Source organism: Pseudomonas sp. MH10, assembly GCF_034353045.1.
GTDB lineage: Bacteria > Pseudomonadota > Gammaproteobacteria > Pseudomonadales > Pseudomonadaceae > Aquipseudomonas.
Genome location: NZ_CP133783.1, coordinates 2,173,171 through 2,193,369, shown reverse-complemented (window position 1 = coordinate 2,193,369; position 20,199 = coordinate 2,173,171). Strand labels below are relative to the sequence as shown.

Below are 20,199 nucleotides of genomic sequence, written 5' to 3'. Positions count from 1 at the left end.
TAAACGGTAGCGTTTGGAAGTGTTGTAGCTCAAATAGTAATACTATATAGTCGATTTTCATTGAGGGACGACCCTGCAGACAGTGCCGATTGATTCGGGCGTCAGCGCGCAGAGGCGAGCCCCAGAGGTTCCATAACAAAAATAATTGGAGACCGCTTGCATGGGCCAGGAACTCAGGCTTATACGTCGCATCACCTTGAAGTTGATCCCCTTTTTAATCCTGTTGTACCTGGTCGCTTACGTCGATCGCTCTGCCGTGGGTTTTGCCAAGCTGCACATGGGCACGGACCTCGGTATTGGTGATGCAGCCTATGGCCTGGGCGCCGGTCTGTTTTTCATCGGCTACTTCCTGTTGGAAATCCCCAGCAACCTGATGCTCGAACGTTTCGGTGCCCGCCGTTGGTTTGCGCGGATCATGATCACCTGGGGCGCGATCACCATAGGTATGGCCTTTGTGCAGGGGCCTCACAGTTTCTATGCGATGCGTTTGCTGCTCGGCGCCGCTGAAGCCGGTTTCTTCCCTGGGGTGCTGTACTACATCACTCAGTGGTTCCCGGTTCGCCATCGCGGCAAGATTCTCGGGCTGTTCATCCTCTCGCAACCCATCGCTATGATGATCACCGGACCGGTTTCCGGCGGTCTGTTGGGCATGGACGGCGTGCTTGGGCTGCACGGCTGGCAATGGTTGTTTATCGCCATCGGCACCCCGGCGATTCTGCTGACATGGCCAGTGCTGCGCTGGTTGCCGGACGGCCCAAAACAAGTGAATTGGATGGATCAGGCCGAGAAGGATTGGCTGACCGGTGAGCTTAAACAGGACCTGGAAGAATACGGCCAAACCCGCCACGGCAACCCGTTGCACGCCCTCAAAGACAAACGTGTGCTGCTGCTGGCGCTGTTTTACCTGCCCGTCACCCTGAGCATTTATGGCTTGGGCCTGTGGCTGCCGACGTTGATCAAACAGTTTGGTGGCAGCGACCTCACCACCGGCTTTGTCTCCGCCGTGCCGTATATCTTCGGCATCGTTGGTTTGCTGATTATTCCCCGCAGCTCCGATCGTTTGAACGACCGTTATGGGCACTTGGCGGTGCTCTATGTGCTGGGCGCTATCGGCCTGTTTTTAAGCGCGTGGTTGACCCAGCCGCTGCTGCAACTGGCCGCGCTGTGCCTGGTGGCGTTTGCGCTATTTTCCTGCACCGCCGTGTTCTGGACCTTGCCGGGTCGGTTCTTTGCCGGTGCCAGTGCGGCCGCAGGGATCGCGTTGATTAACTCAGTGGGCAACCTCGGCGGTTACATCGGCCCGTTCGTGATTGGTGCGCTGAAGGAATACACCGGCAGCCTCGCGTCCGGTCTGTACTTCCTTTGTGCCGTGATGCTGTTCGGGTTGGTGCTGACCGGCGTCGTTTACCGTCTGCTGGAGCGCAAGCACGCGTTGGCGCCCAGCGAATTTGCCGCCAGCGCCCGTAATCAAAGGGCTCAGCCGGCCAGTCGTCCTTGAACCCTGCCTAGAAAGGAGCATGAACATGCGTTTAGTACAGTTCGAATTGAGCAACGGCGAACGTCGCGTCGGTGTGGTTGACGGTGAGCGTGTACACGAAGTATTGGGCGCTGGCAGCGTCCGTGAATTGGCCATCGCCGCTATCGAAGCCGGCCTAAGCCTGGTGGAGCAAGTCGACGGTCAAGGGCTCGGCGCCAATCATGACTACGCGCAGCTGTTGCAGGAATTGCGACCTTGTCGTTTGCCGACGGTGTACGCACTCAGCCGGGCGATCAATTTGAAATCAGCCAAGCCGATTTCGGTGCACCGTTGATCAACGGTATCGCGCCAGCTGACGCGGTGTTTGAGCCGGGGCAGGTCAAAGCGCTTTAACCTTGCAACACCGCATCAAACTTTCGCCGCCACGCCTGTTTCCACCTGGGAACAGGCGTGGCCGAGAGTACCTAATAACAATAACGAGGTGCGCCATGACCGCTGACACCCTGGCTATCGAACGACCGTATACCGAGTCTTTCGAAGACGCTATCTACCGCAAAGTGAATTGGCGGATCGTCCCGCTGTTCATTGCCTGCTTCCTGTTTGCCTACCTGGATCGGGTGAACATCAGCTTCGCCAAGTTGCAGATGCAAACCGATCTGGGCTTTAGCGACACCGTATATGGCTTGGGCGCGAGCCTGTTTTTCGTGGGTTATTTCCTGTTTGAAGTGCCGAGCAACATGCTCCTGCACAAGATCGGCGCGCGTGTCTGGATCGCTCGAATCATGGTTACTTGGGGCATCACCTCCGCGTGCATGATGTTTGTGCAGAACGAGTTTTGGTTCTACAGCCTGCGCTTTCTGATTGGCGTGATGGAGGCTGGTTTCGTCCCCGGCGTGCTGTATTTCTTTACCCAGTGGTACCCGAGCAATCGTCGGGCACGGGTGAATTCCTACTTCAAAAGCTCGATTTGCCTGTGTGGGATTGTCGGCGGCCCGATTGCCGGTTTGATCCTCGGTCATTTCAACGGCGCACTGGGGATGGAAGGCTGGCGTTGGCTGTTTCTGCTGGAAGGCATCCCCTCGATTTTGCTTGGCGGGTTGGTATTTTGGCTGGTGAGCGACCGCATCGAAGACGCGCCGTGGCTCGACGCAGAAGAAAAACAGGTGATGCGCGAGCGCATGGCCAAGGAAACCAAGCCGGCTGGAACGCAGCGTTTTGCTGATATCTGGAAACACCCGACCACTTACGTCATGTCCAGCATTTACTTGTGCCTGGTAATGGCCCTGACCGGGGTGCTGTTCTGGATGCCGCAACTGATCAAAACTGCTGGCGTGGCGGACACCCTGGACATTGGCCTGTTGACCGTTATCCCTTATGTGATCGCGGTAATCGGCAACCTGTTGGTGGGTGCCAGCTCCGACCGGCACGGCGAGCGACGTTGGCACATGGCCGGCTGTTCGGTACTGACGGCGGCGGGTTATCTGGTGTGCGCGCTGTATCCGGGGCAGCTGGTGCCGTTGATGATCGGCATGAGCATGATCCTGACCGGCATCATCGCCTGGATGCCGATCTTCTGGACCATTCCTCCGCGCTTTCTCAACGGTCTGGCCGCTGCTGCGGGCATCGCGCTGATTAACTCATTGGGCCAACTCGGCGGAATCATTGCGCCGTTCATGGTCGGTCGAATCAAAGACCTGACCGGCACCGCGACCCCAGCGTTGTATGTATTGGGCGCAGTGACACTGGTGGCGACCGGCTTGATTATTTGGGGCATCCCGGCGCGTTATTACGTGCGTGAGACGGTTCATGATTGACGGGTTCTAGGCGACCGCAAATCTGTAGGAGCCGACCTGGTGGTGATAAAAACAGCATTACGGCGCGTCCGATGCACCGCGCCGCCTGCCTCGCCAACAAGTTGGCTCCTACAGTACAATTCGCGCCTTTACCTAGGCGATCTTCCCATGACCACTCCAACGCTTTTGACCCTTTTGAAAACACCCCACATGCTGGAAATCGACGGCTTGCACGCCTTCGAATATGTACTCAACGACACCCACTTAGAAATCGAAGCCGTTGATGGCCGTGAACGCAAGGTGTGGAAGTTCACCGTGGCGCAGGTCGACGCCGCAACCTTCGATGCTCAATTGCAAAGCTGGGTGTTGACTGACGGCAACGCCGATCACCGCTTGGTATGCCTTGAGGCGTTTTCCCCAAGTGAAGAAGACGATTCCCAAGACGCTGCCGAACAAGACTGATCTGCGCATCTAACGCTGACAGCGGTAAGCAGTGTGAAGGTTCGGTGGCATTTCTGGCCATGCGCCTCGGCGCAATAAAACTAGTTGATTGAAGGTGCTGTCTACAGCGCAGGTCAATATTGACCGCGTGCGGCGCCCAACAAGCCTAATAACCAGAGAGATGCCCATGAACCGAAAAATTCTGCCCTGGCTGGTGATAGCCAGCGGCCTCACTGCTTTCCCTGTCCTGGCGCAAAACATGACTGATTACGACCTGCTGGTGGGTGCTTACACCCAAGGCAAGAGCGAAGGTATCTATCGCTACCGGTTCGACAGCAAGACCGGACAGATTGACGCACAGCCCCGGCAGGTGATCAAAAGTGAAAACCCGTCTTGGCTAACCCTTTCCAAAGATCAGCGCTTGCTGTTCGCGGTCAATGAGAACGGCCCAGGGCAGACGGACACCGTGGGCAAGGTCAGCAGCTTTGCGATTAATGGCAAAACCCATGAAGTCACGCCAATCAACCAGGTCGATAGCAAGGGTGATGAGCCGACTCACTCCAGCTTGAGCGCAGACGGGCGTTTCCTGTTTGTCGCCAACTACGCCGTGCACCCTGATCCGGGTGGCGCGCTGGCGGTGGTGCCGGTGGACAAGTCCGGCAAGCTCTCGCCGGTATCGCAGACCGAGACTCATCCGGCCAGCAAAGTTGATCCGGAGCGTCAGGCGTCTTCACACGTGCATTCGGCCGTGCTATCGCCGGATGGCAACTACTTGATCGCCAGTGATTTGGGCGCGGACAAGCTGTTCGTCTTCCACTACACGGGCAAAGGCCCGCAACCGTTGCAACCGGCCAAAACGCCCTCAGTGGACTTGCCACCTGGCAGCGGTCCTCGGCATTTGCTGTTCAGCAATAATGGCAAGCACGCGTACCTGACTCTGGAAATGGCTGCGCAAGTGGCGCTGTTCGATTACCACGATGGGGTGTTCAAGCGCACCCAGTTGGTTGATTTGTCCGACAAGAGTATCAAGCAGAAGGTCGGTGGCGGCGGGCTGCACAGCTCAGCCGACGGTAAGTTCCTCTACGTCGCGAACCGTGGCGACGTGAATCAATTGGTGGTGTTCGCCATTGATTCGGCCAGCGGCAAGCTCAAAGAGATTCAGCGCCGTTCGGTTGAAGGTACAGAGCCACGTGAGTTCAGCATTGATCCAACCGGGCATTTCATGCTGATTGCCAACCAGAAAAGCAACCAGATCGTCACCGTTCACCTTGATCCGAAGACCGGGATGCTGGGTGACACCGTGCAGAAAATGGATTTCGACTCACCATCGGACTTCAGGTTCCTCACTCGATAACGCCTGCCCGTAAAGCTGCAGCCCCTGTATAACGTGGGCTGCAGGCTGTATTAATTGGGCTGATATGGTCTAGTACCACAAAGCATTTCTGACATCGAACCCTCGGGCGTAAGTTTGGTTCAACGGCCTGAAACGGCAGCTATCCAAACCGAACATCGAGGCTTCCCAAAATGAATTTCAATCTGTTTTCCGTCATTGCAGCATCCGCTATCTCTGCCACCGTCGCCCTGCCTGCCAGCGCCAGTGTTGAGGTCAACCAGAAAAAATCCAGCATCACCCAGACTTACACCACCAAGTACCTGCAACAAAGCGCCAACTTCTACGCTGCATTGGATCATAAGATTCAATAAATGAAGTCTTCCACGAAATGAATCCATTCCCCGTTAACGATCATACCGATAACGGGGAATGGATTCGTCTGCGTTATTTTTTGCCTCTCGCACACTTCGCCGGTCCGCTGTCTGTAGTAGCCAACTTGTTGGCGACGGTCCTTCGAACTTACGCTGCTTACGGTAGCTCCTATAGAAATGTGGGCATCGCCGGACTCTCTGTGGGACCAAATTCATTCGGGAAAGCTTTAGCGCGCCTATCGTGTTAGTTGGTGTTTTCTATGGCATTAATTAGCGGTCTCAATGATTAACGTAACTGATGTTCACTATAGATTTATGTCACTTCTCGATGGTACCTATCTGGTTGATTCTGTCGGCCTGAAATATGCCCTCGGAGTTACACCAGATGACCACTGCAATCCTTCACTCAATCAAGCAAGGCGCTTATGTCGCCATTGCGCTTTACGTTGTTTTCATCGCAGTGGTCACCGTTACCAGCATGAACACGACATCGATTCATTCCATCAACGCCGCCATCAGCAGCACTGCCGTTGATGCCCAACGCTCTGCAGTTCCTGTGCAGGAGCGTGCGTCATGAGGGGCACGCAATTATGGATCATTGCTTTTTTCGCGGTCATCACTAACGGCTTTTCGTTGATCGGCTTAGGTCAGGCGTCGTCGGGTGGCCTTGCCAGAAGCATTGAAGCCAAACATGAAATTGCTCATGCAATTGAAATGGCCGGTGCACATAAGTTGATGGCTGGGAATCCACCAAGTAAGTACCGGTTGTTTGAGTTAGGGCCGTTTACGATGGCGTGTTGATAGGCGCCGGTTTTACCATGACCGTTATAAACAACTCCGAACTCAGAAAGCGCTCCAACCAATTGCGTAATCGCGGATACGAACTCTGCCAAAACCATTCCGGGTCAACAAAGCAAAACTGCCGCACAAACGGCGCCAGCGCGATATCGGCTAAGGTGACGTGGTCGGCGACTAAAAAACTGTACTGTTTTAATCGGTTTTCAAGCGACCGTAAAAACACCGCGCCTAGATCACGGTAGTGTTCCTGAGCAAATTCGGGATGGCGAATCGCATATTTATAGCGATCCAGATGCTTCTTGAATAGTTGGTCGTTTTCCTCAATCAGTTCAGCCATATCTTGCTGAGCGTTATCATCGTGCGTTAAAAGCCAATCATCAGGGTCGTTGCCGGCCAACGCCCAACGCATGATGTCCAGGCTTTCATCGATCACACCGCTCTCGCAGACCAACACCGGCACCGTGCCCTTGGGTGAACAGGCAAGCAGGTGCGCGGGTTTGTCTTTCAAGCTGACTTCGACTATTTCCACCGCACGCCCTGAGTAGAACAGCGCCATGCGAGCGCGCATGGCGTAGGGGCAGCGGCGGAAAGAGTAGAGGGTCGGGGTTGCGGTGTTCGATGCAAGCACCGGCGCAACCACCGACGCAGTCATTTACGCTTCTTCGGTCAGTTGACCGCAGTCAGCAATGGTGACTTTTTTGCTGGTACGGCCGGACTGCGAGCCCATGGCTTCGATGGCTTTAACGACGTCCATGCCTTCGACGACTTTACCGAACACCACGTGTTTGCCATCCAACCAACTGGTGACCACGGTGGTGATGAAGAACTGGCTGCCGTTGGTGTTCGGGCCAGCGTTGGCCATGGACAGCAGACCTGGCTCAGTGTGCTTCAAGGTGAAGTTTTCATCCTTGAACTTTTCGCCGTAGATCGACTTGCCGCCAGTGCCGTTATGGTTGGTGAAGTCACCGCCTTGCAGCATGAAATCAGTGATCACGCGGTGGAACGACGAACCCTTGAACGTCAGGCCTTCGCCTTTCTCGCCGGTGCACAGTGCACGGAAGTTTTCAGCGGTTTTTGGCGCCACGTCTTCGCGCAGTTCCATAACGATGCGGCCCATAGGCTCGTCGTTAGCGGTAATGTCGAAAAACACTTTTGAATTGGACATGGTTCTACCTTTCTCATTGAACAGGGCGCGACAGAGCGCGCCGTGGGTGTGTAGGGTCGCACAGAAAGTCCGATTACCGGTTTTGTACGACACAAAAATGCAGTTTACGTTCGCAAATGATCTGGTTTTATGACGAGCTGACCTCGATCGTACTCAGGCCGTTGCCTTGGCGCCGGACCTGAATCTGCACCGGAATCCGCTCGTGCATTTCCTGTACGTGGGAAATCACTCCGACCTTGCGCCCTTGGGCTTGCAAGCCATCGAGGGCGTCCATGGCCAGTTGCAGCGACTCAGGGTCAAGACTGCCGAAGCCTTCGTCGATGAACAAGGACTCAATTTTCAAGGTGCTAGAGGCCATCGACGCCAATCCCAGGGCCAAGGCCAGGGACACCAAGAACGTCTCGCCGCCTGACAATGAATGCACGGAACGCAGTTCGTCGCCCATTTCGGTGTCCATCACCAACAAGCCGAGCATGCTGCCGCCGCGTTTGAGCCGATAACGTCGTACCAACTGGCGTAACTGTGCGTTGGCGTGATGCACCAGCAGGTCGAGATTATACGCCTGAGCGATCTTGCGGAATTTGTCACCTTCAGCCGACCCGATCAACGTCGCCAGGCGTGCCCAGCGTAGATACTGCGCATTAGCCTCGGCAATCTGCTGCGACAGCGCCTGATTGGCGTCTTGCCGGCGCTGGTCGTCGGCCTGTTGGGCGCGCAACTCGGCACATTGCTGCTCACTGGCGGCGGCGTGGCCGTGGAGTTCAGTCAATGCGTTGTCCAACTGCTCGGCGTCCAATGTGCCGTCGTGTTGTGCTTGATGCAGGTGCAGGCGTTGTTCGCGCTCGTGCAGCAAAACCTTGGCTTGCTCAACGGCTTTTTCACTGCGTTGCAGCTGTTGCCGCAATGCGTTGACCTGATCATCGTCAACACTGAGCAGTTGCGCTAAACCGCTGTCGTCCAGCTCAGGATGACGGCTGCGCCAGTCAGCGATTTTAAGGCTCAGATCGCGGTGTTCCAGCTCGATGCTGCTCAGGCGTTCTTGTTCGGCTTTGAGTTCAGCGCTGAGTTGGGTCATCAGGTTTCGAGCATCCTGTAACGCCTGTCCCGCCGCGCTTTCGACGTTACGGGTGTGCTCGACCGCCTGTTCCAACTGCTGCTGCCAATGCTCGGCACTTGGGTGTTCGCCCAGCAATTCGCCTAATTGTTGCTGACTCGCGTGCTGCTGATCAGACAGAGCCGCGCACTGCAGTTGCAACTTTTCCTGCTCTTGGACGCGGGCGGTTTGCTGCGACTGCTCCAGCTCAACGTTGTGCTGACGGTCGCGTTGTTCGCGTTGTTCTTCGCCCTGTTGCTCCAGCTGTTGCAATCGCTGGGTCACCTGCTGATCCAGCTGCATGACCGTGACGGTTGGCTGGGTGCGCAGGCCCTCCAGGGTTTCAGCCGCCAGTAGCGGAGCGAACGCAGTCAGTTCTTCTTCCAGGCGCTCCCGGTCGCTGGCCAATAGACGATGCTGATCTGCCAGTTGGTGAGTTGCCGCCTGACTTGCTTCAGTGGCGATTTGCACTTGCTGTTGCAGGTGGGCGGCGTCTTTTTGCAGCGTGAGCAGGGCGTTTTGGCGCAACTCGTCTTGGGCAATATTTTGCGCCAATTGATTCAGGTGCTGAGTCAGCCAGACGTCGCGTTTGGATGAGTCCTGCTCTATCAGTCGAGCACTTAGGGGATGCGCTTGGAGGCTCGACGCCAAGGCCTGCTGCTGGGTCGTCAACTGCTCTTGCTGTTGCAGGAATTCTTTTTGCTGAGCGATCAGACCGGCGACCGTGGCGCGCAGCTCGACCAACTTTTCTTTCAGCGTATCTACGGCCTTCAGGGCGTTGGCTTCTTCGCTTTCGTCATGCTGAGTCAGGCTTTGCAGCAGGGCTTCAGGTTGGTGATAAGGGTGTTCGTGGCTGCCACACACCGGGCAGGGTTGGTCGTTTTGCAACCGCCCGCGCAGTTCTTCGACACTCGCGCTGCGGGCCAGGCGCTGGCGCTCCAGCAATTGGCGGGTGACGGACAGGGTGTGTTCGGCAACGGTCAATTCGCTTTTGGCCTGCAAGCCTTCGCGGTTGAGCTGTTCGCGCTGTTGCTGGGCATCTTGTTGCTTGTGCGTCAGCTCCAGCGCGCGCTGGTCGAGCTGCTGCTGACTGGCCCAGAGCCGTGAGAGGTCTTCGAAGGCGCGTTGCTGTTTGCGATTGTCGTGCAGCAGGCTGCCGAGGATTTGAATCTGCTCGCCAACCGCGTGGGCTTCCGCGCCCGCTTCGCGGTACAGCAGTTCAAGGGCATTGCGTTGTTCGGTGAGTTGCTGGCTGGCGCGGGCGGCGCCCTGTTCGAGCTGCGGCAGTTCGATGTGGCCTTTACTGAGGCGACCGCCGATTTGCATCAGTTGTTTCAAACGGTCGTGATAAGCATTCCATGCGGCGCAGAGCGGCGCCAATCCGACACTCTGCTCAAGCTGTGCGGCAATTCGCTCCAGGCGTTCAGCCACTTGCCGTTGTTGCTCCAGCAAATTGCTAACGGCTCGTTGACCCTCAGCGGTGTGCTGCTCGGCTTGTTGCTTGGATTCTGTGGCCTGATGCAAGTCCTGAATCAGCCGTGCGACGGTTCCCTGCGTATCGAACGCTAGTTGCAGCCGCGGCTTGGCATCGGTCAAAAGTTGCTGGGCATTGACCGCTGCGGATTGAGCGTCGAAGCGGTTTTTTTCAAGCTGGCCCTGCTGCGTGTGCAGCGCGCTGTGTTGCACCAGGTGTTGTTGAATCTTCGCGGCCAAGGGACTGAGCTGGGTGTTTAGTTCGGTCTGCCGGGCGAACTGATGACGCTGCGGCGCGAGATTTTCCAGGCGCGACAAGTTCAAGCGTTCGGTACTTTGGCTGTCCCAGCGCAGTTGGTCTTGCTGCAATTGCTCGGCGGCGGTTTGGTGCTCGTTTTGCAATTGCCCCAGCACCTTGAGCCATTGCTGTTGCAGCTCAAGTTGCTTGAGGTGTGCTTGCTGGTCTTTTAGCTGTTGTTGAGCATCATCAAAGCGTTTGTCGAGGTCGGCGCGGGCTTCGGGTTCCAGCGGGGTGACGCCGTTGGCCAGTGCCTTGAGGTCGTCATGAACCTTTTTTGCTTCATTACTTTTGCTGAAGGCGCGGCGGCCCAATTGGCTGTAAATCGCGGTGTCCGTGAGCTTTTCCAGCAGTTCGCTGCGTTCTTTGTCATCGGCTTTGAGGAACGCGCTGAACTCACTTTGGGCCAGCATTACGGCGCGGGTGAACTGTTCGAAGTTCAGGCCCAGGCGCGCTTCGAGCATCGTTTTGTATTCGGTTTTGTTCTGGCTGCTGAGCACTTGTTCGCTGTCCAGATCGATCAAGGTCTGGCGACTGGCTTGTAGTTTTTTGCTGGCGTTGTCCCGGGCGCGGTTGGTTTCCCAGCGGGCGCGGTAACGGCGGTTGTCGATGCCGACAAAATCCACTTCGGCATAACCGCTGCCGGTGCCACGGCGCAGCAAGGTGCGCGGGTCGTTGGTGCTGATGTCGCCGTCGATTTCCGGGACTTTGGATTGGCCGATATTATTGAGCCGAGGAATAGCACCGAACAAGGCCAAACACAGTGCATCGAGCAGGGTACTTTTGCCGGCCCCCGTGGGCCCGGTGATGGCGAACAAACCGGCGCTGGCCAAGGGCTCAGCGGTGAAGTCCAGCTCAAACGGGCCGGCCAGCGAGGCGAGGTTTTTCAAGCGGATGGCGAGAATTTTCATGGTTGTTCGCTCTCCAGTTGCACGTCTTGCAACAGCGTGGCGAAGTCTTGCAGCGTTTGCTCATCGACTTCGGTGCCGTAGTTGTCCAACCATGCGCGACTGAACAGTTCTTGTGGGCTCAGTTGATCGAGATTGATCAGCCCTGCGCCGCTGTCGTCGCCGTCAGCACCGCCTTTGCCTGCGTATTCGGCGCCTATTCGCACCAAGCGCACGGCTTTGCCTTGCAGCGCGGTTTCGATCTGATGGCGCAAATCGGGTTGCGGCTCGTCCAGACGGACTCGCACTTCCAGCCAAGGCTGGCGCTCGATATCTGCCAGCAAATCGATGTTGGGCAAGGACGTCAGTTGCAGCAGCAACTCCGCCAGGGGTGCCGGGCCGACCCGCTGGAGATTGACTGCGCGGGGGATCAATATGGGTTCAACACCCGTCAGTTGGTCACCGTTGCAGGTGATGTCGAGAATCTGATGCTGGTAGCCGATTTCTGAAAACGACAGCGGGATCGGCGAGCCGCTGTAGCGGATGCGTTCCTCGCCGTTGACCTTCTGTGGCTTGTGCAGATGGCCGAGGGCAACGTAGGTGATGCTCGGGCCGAACAGGCTGGCGGGCAGCGCTTCGGCGTTGCCGATGATCAGGCTGCGTTCAGAGTCTTCTGACACTGAACCGCCGGCCATGTGCGCGTGGCTGATGGCGATCAGCGCTTGTTCTGGCGTGCGCTTGAGGTTAGCGGCGTCGATCAGCAGTTCATGAACACGACCGATCCCCCGCAGATAATCATCCCCCAGCGTGGCGCCGGTGACTTCGGCTGGCCGTAAGAAGGGCAGGGCCAGGCACCAGGCAGCGATGGCCCCGGTTTTGTCAGGCAACGGCAGCAGCAGGCGTTCGGCGTCCAGTTGTCCGTCATCAAGCCACAACACCCGGCCTAGCGCGTGGGTGCGTAAACGGCGCATTAATGGCCCGGGCAATTCGATGCGTGAGCCGGAGTCGTGGTTACCGGCGATCATCACGATGGTCAGCAGCGGTTGTTGCTCATGGGCGCTGACGATGAATTCGTACAGGCGTTCCTGGGCTTTGACCGGCGGGTTAACGGTGTCGAAGATGTCTCCCGCGATCAACAGCACATCAGGTTCGCGCTCGGCGATACGGGCCAGCAGCCAACTTAGAAAGCAGGCGTGCTCGAAGTCACGCTCTTGACCGTGGAGGTTCTGCCCGAGGTGCCAATCGGAGGTATGAAACAGACGCATTGGAGGTCCTTGTGTCAAGCAGAGATCAAAACGTTGGCTTCACCCTGTGGGACCGAATTCCTTCGGGAAGGCGACGACGCGATATGTCTGTTGAACCGCGTGGCCTGTTTTGCGAATAAATTCGCTCCCACAGGGTGACTGTGTCTAGCCGTTAACCTTATTTCGGGTACAGCGGCGGCAGGCTGGTGTCGGCCGCTGGGTCTTGGGTTCGTTCGCGGGTGGGCAGGGTGCGCACGGCGCTCCATAGGGCTTCGCCTTGCCAGTCGTGGCCGGTTTCGCTGTAGAGCGCGCCGTTCAGTTCATCGAGGGCGTCGGACAACGGGACAAACCGCGCGGCCATGTCGGCCAGGGTTTCCGGTTGTTGACGGGCCCAGGCGTCCAGTGCCTGGCGGGTTGCTTGCGGGTCATTCGCCAGGCTGGCGCGTTTCAGTTCGTCCAGCACGGTGCGCGGGCTCGGGCCGGCTTGTACCACCCGCGCCTCTGCTGGTTGCCAACGGGCCCGCCACCAGAGGCCGAAGCCGATCAGGGTCGAGCAGGCCAACAAAAACGTGCTCAGTTGCCACGGCCACAGCACTGCACCGCCAACGCCCAGACCATTAGTGGTGTTGACCGGCATGTCGACCGACAAGCCTGGGTTGCTCGCAACCTGCAAGGTCCGGGCGGGCAAGCTGCTGTGTTCCAAGTGATCTTCGTGGGTGTTCCACCACACCACGTCAACGGTGGGCAAATCAATCGCGCCAGTGCGGGTCGGCACCAGGGCTTCGCGCTCTATACGACTGCCGATCAAGCCCCGGTCGCTGGCCTGATTGCTCAGTTGCGGTTGGTCAGGGTAGCGTCGCAGACCGCTGACAGTGGTCGCGGGCAGCGGCGGCAATTGTGCGCTGGACAGGCCTTCAGCCTTGAGGGTCAGGCTGCGGGTCAGGGAGTCACCGACCAAGCTGTGGTCAGGCTCAGGATTCCAGTCTTCGCTCAGGCTTACACTGCGGGCCGGCAACCATGGACTGTCGGCCGGGTAATCAACCGGTTGCGCCTTGACTGACAGGGTAATTTCCGTCGAGCTGACGTGCACCAATTTACCCGGTTTCGGGGCTGACGGTTGCGCGCTGTGGCCCTGGTCTTGAGTCTGGCTCGGACTGTCCTGGACCAAGGTTGCGCTGAACACCTGGGCGGGAATCAGTAGGTTGCCGCTGCGTTGTGGATAAATCGCGTAGCGCATTTCGATAACGCCGTGGCGAATACCGTTGATCAGCTTTTCATAGGTGCGGGTATCTCCGAGCCGTTCGATTCGGGTGTCCGGGATGACCAACGGCGTCAGGTTGCTGTCATCAAACAACGGGACCGAGTGATAAATACGCAGCGTTAGCACGGCTTGCGCCTGAACGTAGACGCTGTCTTGGTCGAGGCTGGCCTCAATAAACACTGGCGCCAAAGCGTTGCCTTGTGCCTGGTCTTCACCTTGGGTTACTTGCAGTGTGATGGGTTGGCTGGTGAGTTTGCCCAGTTGCAACGACGGAATTTCCACCGTGCCGTTCTGTCTGGGCAGCAGGGTAATGATCCAGCGCGTGGTGGCTTGAGAGCCACCGTCCAGGGTCGTCAGGTGGTTGACCTGGCGCGTGCCTTGAACGGTAAAGTCGTTGTCCAGCGCACTCAGGTCCGGTTTGCCAAACAGGGTAGGGTCGTCGGACTCCAGCGTCAGCTCCACGGTCTCGCCAGCGTTCAGCCGCGCACGGTCGACGCTGGCCACCAGCATCGCCGCTTGGGCAGATAAGGCCACGCAACAGAGCGCAAGGCTAATCAAAAAGGTGTGTACGCGACTCATCGACTCTGTCCCTGATGTTGTTGCTGTTCGTACCAGAATTTACGTCGCAACAGCTCGCCGGGATCGTCCGGGATCTGCCGTAACCATTGCTCCAACGCCTGCCGCCGCTCGCCGTCGAGGGTGGTGTCACTCGGGCGAATCGGTGGTCGGGTGGTGCCTTCGTCACCGAGTTGTGAACCCGGAACATCGTTGCCGCCCGCCGTCGCTGTCGGGTTGTTCAAACCGTTGTCGCGGGTTGCACTGTCATCGCCCGGGGGCGGCGTCGGTTGTGGCGGGGTTTGCGGTTCAGTGGTCGCGCCGGGTTGAGCGGTCTGGCCGAGGTCTTCAGTTTTGCTCTCGGCGGTTTTGTTTAGGTCGGCGTTGCGCTGCTGCTTGCGTTGTTCCAGCACTTGCTCGACCAAGGTTTTGTTGGCTAACGCCGGTTTCAAGTCTGGCTGACGTTCGAGTGCCTGTTCGTAAGCATCCAGCGCCGCTTCCAATTCACCGGCCTTGGCCAGAGCATTACCGCGATTGTAATGATCAGCAGCGGTGTTGCCTTCGGCGAATCGCTGAGCGGCACTGGCGTATTCGCCGGCCTCGTAAAGCGCCACGCCTTGCCATTGGCTGTCTTCGAAGTGTCGTGCGGCTTCGGCGGGACGGCTTTCTTCAAGCAAATACTGACCTTGTTGGTCGGGGCGTAGCCACAGGTCGTCAAATTCGAAGGCGTAGCTGGGTTGCGGCAGCATGAACAGCAGCGGCAGGCAAAAAAGCCAGCCTTTACGCCCGGCGCAGGCCGCCAGCAACAGTAATGGCAGGATCAGCCACGGACCTTGATCGTCCCAGCTGTCCAAGTGCAGGGTTTGACCGTTCTTACGCACTCTTTGCGGGCTGTCCAGTAAGCCGAGTCCGCGCAGATCGGAGTCGTCGAGACGTGCCTGACGATAGAGTCCATCAAGTTGGCTGGCGAAGTCTTTCAGGCTTGCGCCATCCAGGCGCGGCAGCAGAATCGCGCCTTGGTCATCCTTGAGGAAACCGCCTTTTTCCTGCGCAACTGGCACACCTTCAGCGGTGCCGATGCCGAGCAACAGCAGCGGCGGCGCATCCCGGCCCATCGCCTGACGAATGCCTTCGCGCTCTTGTTCATTGAGCGAAGAGCCTATCCATAACACCCGACCTTGGCCTTGGGCGCCTTGCTTGAGCAGGGCGAGGGCCTTTTTGACGGCCAAGTCGGCGCGGTGTCCGGCCTCCGGCATGATCGAGGGTTTGAGCGCGTCGAGCAGATTACGGCTGGTGCCCAAGTCATCGGACAATGGCACCAGCGTGTGGGCGCTCCCGGCGTACACCACAATGGCGGTCTGCGAGTCGCTGCGGTTTTGCAGTAAATCGAGCAGTTTGCGCCGCGCTTGTTCGACCCGTGTGGGGGGGGTGTCGGTGGCCATCATTTCCGGGGTCAGTTCGAGTACAACCACCAAGGGGTCCGCAGGTTTCTGGCTGATTTGTTCTACCCGCTGCCAACTGGGGCCGAGCAACGCCAGGATGGCGAGCGTCCAGCCCAGGCCGAGCGCGATCCACGGCAACTTACTGGCGCGGCCCTTGCCGCCGCCAAGAAGCACCGCATGGAACGCAGCAGGCAAAATCATTTGCCAGCGTCCGGCGCGTTGTTGCCGATTCCACAGTTGCCAGAGCAGCCAGCCCAACACGGGCACGGCAGCCAGCCAGCCAGGACGAAGCCAGTGCGGCCAAAGCGCGATCATCGACGCCTCCGCAAACGCTTGAGCCGCTGCCGCCACTGTTCGTTGGAGGGTAAAAAAGTTTTCTGTTTGAAAAACCGCTGCAACAGCGTGTTCGGCCAGCGCTCTCTCACCACCAACAGTAGGCTCAGCAATAACGCACCCGCCAGCGGCCAGCGATAAAGCGTCTGCGCCGGGCGTGCTTGGGTCGGTTGTTGGGCGACCGGTTCGAGTTTGTCGAGGGTCTGTTTGATCTTTTGTAACTGCTGACCATCACGGGCGCGGAAGTACCGGCCGCCGGTGATATCAGCGATTTCCTTGAGACTGGGTTCGTCCAAGTCAAGGCTGGGGCTGAGGCCAAGCATGGCCAGCGAGCCGCCTTGGTTGGGGTCGGCGCCGATGCCGATGGTGTAGATCTTCACGCCTTCGCCAGCGGCCAAGCGCGCCGCAGTAACGGGGTCGATTTGCCCGGCGTTGTTGGCGCCGTCAGTCACCAGAATCAGTACCCGGCTTTGCGCCGGACGTTGGCGCAGACGTTTGATGGCCAGACCGATAGCGTCACCAATGGCGGTATTTTTGCCAGCGATACCGACTTTTGCCTCATCCAGCCAGATGCGCACGGTGCGTCGGTCGAAGGTCAGCGGCGCCTGAACGTAGGCGCGGCTGCCAAACAGGATCAAGCCGACGCGATCACCTTGGCGACTGGCCAGAAAATCCCCTAATAGGTGCTTGACCAAGTTCAGGCGGCTGACGTCTTCGTCGTTCAAGCGCATGTCGGGGTAGTCCATGGAGCCGGAAACGTCCACCGCCACCAACAAGTCGCGGCCGCTGGCGGCTATCGGCAACGGATCACCCAGCCATTGCGGACGTGCCGCCGCCATCAGCAGCAACAGCCACAGCGCGATGAACGGAATTTGCTGACGCCATGCCGGCATATTGGCCCGCGCCTTACGCCCGGCCAGTTCTTCCAACTCGCTCAGGAAACCGATTTTTAGCGCCGCTTCGCCGCTGTCTGCCGCAGGCAGCAATACTCGTAATAGCCACGGCAGTGGCAGCAGGATGAAAATCCACGGCCAGGCGAGTTCAAACATGTTTGCGAATCCAGGTGTCGACCGCTTGATTCAGGCCAGTGATGGCTTTGTCGTCAAGTTTGCATTCGGGTTTGTAAGCGCCTTCGACCAATATCATCCACCGTGTGAGGCCCGCCGCGGGGCAGCGGTTGTCGAGGAACGCCAACCATTTTCGGCCGTTGAGCGTGTGGCTTTGGCTGTAGGGGTAGTGGTTGCGGCACAAGCGTTTCAGTAGCGCATTAAGTTGTTGCAACCAGGCGCCGGCGGGGGCGCCGTCGTAGGGTTTGGGCAGTTGCGCGAGTTCTTCCAGCGCTGCCAGTCGCAGTGGGTCCAACGGCAACTCGGACCTGATGATCAAGCGCTTGCCTGGCCAATAACGACGCAACCACCAAACGCCCCAGGCGGCAAACGGTAGTAAGAGCAACACGATCCACCAGCCCGGCGCCGGCGGCCAGATATCGATCGCCGAGGGCGGTATCAGCGGCTGCAGTTGCTCCAGGTTACTCATCGTTTTTTACCCGGGCGCTGGGCGCTCAGGTATTCGCGCAATTGCTCGACCATCCCGCTCTTGGTGCTCAGCGGAATCGACAGCACGTGCAGTTTTTGCGCGAGCAATTCCCAGCGTGCAACCCGTGCTTCGCCTTGGGCGCGGTAAGCCTGTCGCAACTCGGGATCCAAGGTGTCCAGTTCCAGTCGCGCGCCACGCTCGGCGAATCGCAGCAGGCCTGCCGCCGGCAACGCATGATCAAGCGGATCGGACAACGGCAACAGCAGCAGGTCGCAATGCCGTGATAGCAGGTTCAATTGTTGCTCCGCCGCGTCGGAAATCGCTCGTTCATCGCAAATCACAAATACCAGGCTGCCGGGGCGTAACACCTCTCGCGCCCGGCGCAAGGCGATACCGAATGCATCACGGTCGGCAGCAATTTCGGTGTTCAGTGATTGGTTGACCCGCACCAGCCGATTGAGCAATTGCAGCAGGCTCTGCTTACTGCGCCGAGGTTTGATCTCGTAGTGTTCGTTGTCGCCAAACACCAGTCCGCCGACCCGATCATTGTGGCCTAGGGCTGCCCAGCCGATCAGTGCGGCGGCCTGGGCCGCCAGCACGGATTTGAACATCAGCCCGGAGCCAAAAAATAGCCGACGGCTTTGCTCGACCAGAATGAAAATCGGCCGCTCGCGTTCTTCATGGAACAATTTGGTGTGCGGTTCCTGGGTGCGGGCGGTGACGCGCCAATCGATGGTGCGTACGTCATCGCCGGCCTGATAGACGCGCACCTGGTCGAAGTCGACGCCTCGGCCACGCAGTTTCGAGTGGTGCAGGCCGATCAGCGGGCTGCGCTGGCTGGGCGTGGAAAACAGCTGCACTTCGCGCACGCGATGACGCATCTCGATCAGTTCGTCGAGGCTGACGCGAATTCCGGGGTCGGCAATCGGCTGCGGTTGCATGGGGTCAGGCGACGGCCACGACGTCGAGGATGCGCTGGATTACGCGGTCCTGATCAATTCCGGCTGCTTCGGCCTCAAACGACAGGATGATGCGGTGACGCAGCACGTCGAACAGCACGGCTTGAATGTCTTCCGGGCTGACGAAATCCCGCCCGGCGAGCCAAGCGTGGGCCCGAGCGCAACGGTCCAGGGCGATGGATCCACGGGGGCTGGCGCCATAAGCGATCCAGTCGGCCATTTCCGGGTCGAACTTGGCCGGGGTGCGCGTGGCCATGACCAGTTGCACCAAGTATTCCTCCACCGCATCGGCCATGTACAGGCCAAGAATTTCTTTGCGCGCGGCAAAAATGGCTTGCTGGCTGACCCGGCGTTCTGGCTTGGTTTCGCCATTCAGCGCTTCGCCACGGGCCTGCTGCAGAATCTTGCGTTCGACGGCCGCGTCCGGGAAGCCGATTTTGACGTGCATCAGGAAGCGGTCGAGCTGGGCTTCGGGCAGCGGGTAGGTGCCTTCCTGCTCAATCGGGTTCTGGGTCGCCATCACCAAAAACAGCGGTGACAGTTCATACGTGCTACGCCCGACGCTGACCTGACGTTCGGCCATGGCCTCGAGCAGTGCCGATTGCACCTTGGCCGGCGCGCGATTGATTTCATCGGCGAGCACCAAGTTGTGGAAGATCGGCCCCTGTTGGAAGACGAAGCTGCCTGTTTCGGGACGATAGATCTCCGTACCGGTGATGTCGGCTGGCAACAGGTCGGGCGTGAACTGAATACGATGGAATTGCGCTTCAACGCCTTCGGCCAGTTCTTTGATCGCCTTGGTCTTGGCCAGACCCGGTGCGCCCTCGACCAACATATGGCCGTCAGCGAGCAGGGCAATCAATAGCCGTTCGATCAGTTTTTCCTGACCGAGAATCTGCGTTGAAAGAAAGGTTCGCAGCGCAATCAGCGCTTCACGATGTTCCATCGGATGACGGTTCCTGGCAGATGATCAGCGGCGTCAAATGACACCGCAACTGGGGGCGTTACTTTAATCCATCCGAGCGGTGCCGACTAACGGCTATAGGGTTTTTTCCGGGATTTCGAGGTGATTGCCCTATCCAGTGGACTTATAGCGCCGATTTTCGCCGCAACCCGGGGTCTGTCAAAAATCTTCTGTAGGAGCCACGTGTTGGCGAAGCGGTGTGTCAGGTATATCGTCTCGCCAAAAGGTTGCTGTTATAAAACTTATTTTAATCTTTTATAAACAATAGGTTGGCGCTGAGTTTCGTGTGTGTATCCGGCCTTTGTGGTTGCTGATCTTATGGTTTCGCTTTTACAGCGAGGCACCTTTTTCATACGCCCAAAAGGTCCCCCAAAACGCTTGCCCCACCATGCGGGCCCTCGCTTAGGCTCGGTCTTCCCTCACTCCGGCGTTGCTCCGGGGGTCGCCGTGAGCGGCCGTCCCTGGCCGCGCACGGCTTTCTCGGCATCCTTGCCTCGTTACCCCCTGCGCAACGCCTGCGTTCGGCCGCATGGTTTCACGGGGCCTCTTCCCGCAATTCGATATTCAATTCACTGGCGATCTACAGGGAGGCGGCCATCTGAGCCAACTTGTTGGCGAAGGTCCTTCGGCCTTGTCGCAGCCTTCGGCAGCTCCTACAGAATCTGTGCAGCGCCAAAACCCGTGGGACCGAATTTATTCGGGAAGGCGCCAGTCCTGACACCCTGCAATCTCAAACCACAGAAAGTGCCAACTAGTTTGCTGCGCGACAGCGCGGC

Annotated in this window: 17 protein-coding genes and 2 pseudogenes; 9 read left to right on the top strand and 10 right to left on the bottom strand. The window is 58.3% G+C overall.

Annotated elements, in window-relative coordinates:
• The first annotated feature begins 160 nt into the window (after positions 1 to 160).
• The 9 genes and pseudogenes from RHM59_RS09840 to RHM59_RS09805 all read left to right on the top strand — a co-directional run bounded on the left by RHM59_RS09840 (position 161) and on the right by RHM59_RS09805 (position 6,216).
• Complete coding sequence (locus RHM59_RS09840) at positions 161 to 1,498, top strand: MFS transporter (RefSeq protein ID WP_322183592.1); 1,338 nt, start codon at positions 161 to 163, stop codon at positions 1,496 to 1,498.
• A gap of 25 nt (positions 1,499 to 1,523) precedes the next feature.
• Positions 1,524 to 1,730: pseudogene (locus RHM59_RS09835) on the top strand (FAH family protein); the annotation flags it as partial.
• Positions 1,721 to 1,870 (top strand): annotated as a pseudogene (locus tag RHM59_RS25510) (FAH family protein); the annotation flags it as partial. The pseudogenes RHM59_RS09835 and RHM59_RS25510, both read left to right, overlap by 10 nt.
• Before the next feature lie 95 nt (positions 1,871 to 1,965).
• Entirely contained in the window at positions 1,966 to 3,291 is a 1,326-nt protein-coding gene (locus RHM59_RS09830; RefSeq protein WP_322286488.1) for an MFS transporter, read from the top strand.
• A 147-nt stretch (positions 3,292 to 3,438) separates the two neighbouring features.
• On the top strand, positions 3,439 to 3,732 hold the full coding sequence (locus RHM59_RS09825) for a DUF5629 family protein (RefSeq protein WP_322165429.1): 294 nt from the start codon (positions 3,439 to 3,441) through the stop codon (positions 3,730 to 3,732).
• Between the two features lie 166 nt (positions 3,733 to 3,898).
• On the top strand, positions 3,899 to 5,065 hold the full coding sequence (locus tag RHM59_RS09820; RefSeq protein ID WP_322286487.1) for a lactonase family protein: 1,167 nt from the start codon (positions 3,899 to 3,901) through the stop codon (positions 5,063 to 5,065).
• Positions 5,066 to 5,235: 170 nt separating this feature from the next.
• Positions 5,236 to 5,415, top strand: a complete 180-nt coding sequence (locus RHM59_RS09815; RefSeq protein ID WP_322165427.1) for a hypothetical protein — start codon at positions 5,236 to 5,238, stop codon at positions 5,413 to 5,415.
• A gap of 385 nt (positions 5,416 to 5,800) precedes the next feature.
• The gene (locus RHM59_RS09810; protein WP_322165426.1) at positions 5,801 to 5,992 is read left to right on the top strand and encodes a hypothetical protein; all 192 of its coding nucleotides are present in this window, start codon (positions 5,801 to 5,803) and stop codon (positions 5,990 to 5,992) included.
• Positions 5,989 to 6,216 (top strand): hypothetical protein, encoded by a 228-nt coding sequence (locus RHM59_RS09805; protein WP_322165425.1) that lies wholly within the window; start codon positions 5,989 to 5,991, stop codon positions 6,214 to 6,216. The genes RHM59_RS09810 and RHM59_RS09805 overlap by 4 nt, the downstream gene beginning before the upstream one ends.
• Here the strand turns inward: RHM59_RS09805 and RHM59_RS09800 are convergent.
• The 10 genes from RHM59_RS09800 to RHM59_RS09755 form a co-directional block, all read right to left on the bottom strand.
• Entirely contained in the window at positions 6,200 to 6,865 is a 666-nt protein-coding gene (locus RHM59_RS09800) for a glutathione S-transferase (RefSeq protein WP_322165423.1), read from the bottom strand. The two genes, RHM59_RS09805 and RHM59_RS09800, sit on opposite strands and share 17 nt — an antisense overlap.
• Positions 6,866 to 7,378, bottom strand: a complete 513-nt coding sequence (locus RHM59_RS09795; protein WP_322165422.1) for a peptidylprolyl isomerase — start codon at positions 7,376 to 7,378, stop codon at positions 6,866 to 6,868. It lies immediately after the preceding gene.
• Positions 7,379 to 7,505: 127 nt separating this feature from the next.
• Entirely contained in the window at positions 7,506 to 11,153 is a 3,648-nt protein-coding gene (locus RHM59_RS09790; protein ID WP_322286486.1) for an SbcC/MukB-like Walker B domain-containing protein, read from the bottom strand.
• Positions 11,150 to 12,394 carry an exonuclease SbcCD subunit D C-terminal domain-containing protein gene (locus RHM59_RS09785; protein WP_322286485.1) on the bottom strand — a complete coding sequence of 415 codons (1,245 nt, stop codon included), beginning with the start codon at positions 12,392 to 12,394 and terminating at the stop codon, positions 11,150 to 11,152. Before RHM59_RS09785 ends, RHM59_RS09790 begins: the two co-directional genes overlap by 4 nt.
• Positions 12,395 to 12,551: 157 nt before the next feature.
• A complete protein-coding gene (locus tag RHM59_RS09780) occupies positions 12,552 to 14,213 on the bottom strand; it encodes a BatD family protein (RefSeq protein ID WP_322286484.1) in 1,662 nt (553 codons plus the stop codon).
• A complete protein-coding gene (locus RHM59_RS09775) occupies positions 14,210 to 15,946 on the bottom strand; it encodes a VWA domain-containing protein (protein ID WP_322183603.1) in 1,737 nt (578 codons plus the stop codon). The genes RHM59_RS09780 and RHM59_RS09775 overlap by 4 nt, the downstream gene beginning before the upstream one ends.
• Positions 15,943 to 17,013: a VWA domain-containing protein gene (locus tag RHM59_RS09770; RefSeq protein ID WP_322165417.1), complete on the bottom strand. Its 1,071-nt coding sequence runs from the start codon at positions 17,011 to 17,013 to the stop codon at positions 15,943 to 15,945. Before RHM59_RS09770 ends, RHM59_RS09775 begins: the two co-directional genes overlap by 4 nt.
• Positions 17,006 to 17,500, bottom strand: a complete 495-nt coding sequence (locus RHM59_RS09765) for a DUF4381 domain-containing protein (protein ID WP_322165416.1) — start codon at positions 17,498 to 17,500, stop codon at positions 17,006 to 17,008. Before RHM59_RS09765 ends, RHM59_RS09770 begins: the two co-directional genes overlap by 8 nt.
• Positions 17,497 to 18,441: a DUF58 domain-containing protein gene (locus RHM59_RS09760; RefSeq protein WP_322286483.1), complete on the bottom strand. Its 945-nt coding sequence runs from the start codon at positions 18,439 to 18,441 to the stop codon at positions 17,497 to 17,499. The genes RHM59_RS09765 and RHM59_RS09760 overlap by 4 nt, the downstream gene beginning before the upstream one ends.
• Before the next feature lie 4 nt (positions 18,442 to 18,445).
• The gene (locus RHM59_RS09755; protein WP_219061506.1) at positions 18,446 to 19,405 is read right to left on the bottom strand and encodes an AAA family ATPase; all 960 of its coding nucleotides are present in this window, start codon (positions 19,403 to 19,405) and stop codon (positions 18,446 to 18,448) included.
• Positions 19,406 to 20,199: the final 794 nt, after the last annotated feature.

Coding starts and splice junctions, on each gene's coding strand:
- RHM59_RS09840 (WP_322183592.1), top strand. CDS start 161: ATGGGCCAGGAACTCAGGCTTATACGTCGCATCACCTTGAAGTTGATC.
- RHM59_RS09830 (WP_322286488.1), top strand. CDS start 1,966: ATGACCGCTGACACCCTGGCTATCGAACGACCGTATACCGAGTCTTTC.
- RHM59_RS09825 (WP_322165429.1), top strand. CDS start 3,439: ATGACCACTCCAACGCTTTTGACCCTTTTGAAAACACCCCACATGCTG.
- RHM59_RS09820 (WP_322286487.1), top strand. CDS start 3,899: ATGAACCGAAAAATTCTGCCCTGGCTGGTGATAGCCAGCGGCCTCACT.
- RHM59_RS09815 (WP_322165427.1), top strand. CDS start 5,236: ATGAATTTCAATCTGTTTTCCGTCATTGCAGCATCCGCTATCTCTGCC.
- RHM59_RS09810 (WP_322165426.1), top strand. CDS start 5,801: ATGACCACTGCAATCCTTCACTCAATCAAGCAAGGCGCTTATGTCGCC.
- RHM59_RS09805 (WP_322165425.1), top strand. CDS start 5,989: ATGAGGGGCACGCAATTATGGATCATTGCTTTTTTCGCGGTCATCACT.
- RHM59_RS09800 (WP_322165423.1), bottom strand. CDS start 6,865: ATGACTGCGTCGGTGGTTGCGCCGGTGCTTGCATCGAACACCGCAACC.
- RHM59_RS09795 (WP_322165422.1), bottom strand. CDS start 7,378: ATGTCCAATTCAAAAGTGTTTTTCGACATTACCGCTAACGACGAGCCT.
- RHM59_RS09790 (WP_322286486.1), bottom strand. CDS start 11,153: ATGAAAATTCTCGCCATCCGCTTGAAAAACCTCGCCTCGCTGGCCGGC.
- RHM59_RS09785 (WP_322286485.1), bottom strand. CDS start 12,394: ATGCGTCTGTTTCATACCTCCGATTGGCACCTCGGGCAGAACCTCCAC.
- RHM59_RS09780 (WP_322286484.1), bottom strand. CDS start 14,213: ATGAGTCGCGTACACACCTTTTTGATTAGCCTTGCGCTCTGTTGCGTG.
- RHM59_RS09775 (WP_322183603.1), bottom strand. CDS start 15,946: ATGATCGCGCTTTGGCCGCACTGGCTTCGTCCTGGCTGGCTGGCTGCC.
- RHM59_RS09770 (WP_322165417.1), bottom strand. CDS start 17,013: ATGTTTGAACTCGCCTGGCCGTGGATTTTCATCCTGCTGCCACTGCCG.
- RHM59_RS09765 (WP_322165416.1), bottom strand. CDS start 17,500: ATGAGTAACCTGGAGCAACTGCAGCCGCTGATACCGCCCTCGGCGATC.
- RHM59_RS09760 (WP_322286483.1), bottom strand. CDS start 18,441: ATGCAACCGCAGCCGATTGCCGACCCCGGAATTCGCGTCAGCCTCGAC.
- RHM59_RS09755 (WP_219061506.1), bottom strand. CDS start 19,405: ATGGAACATCGTGAAGCGCTGATTGCGCTGCGAACCTTTCTTTCAACG.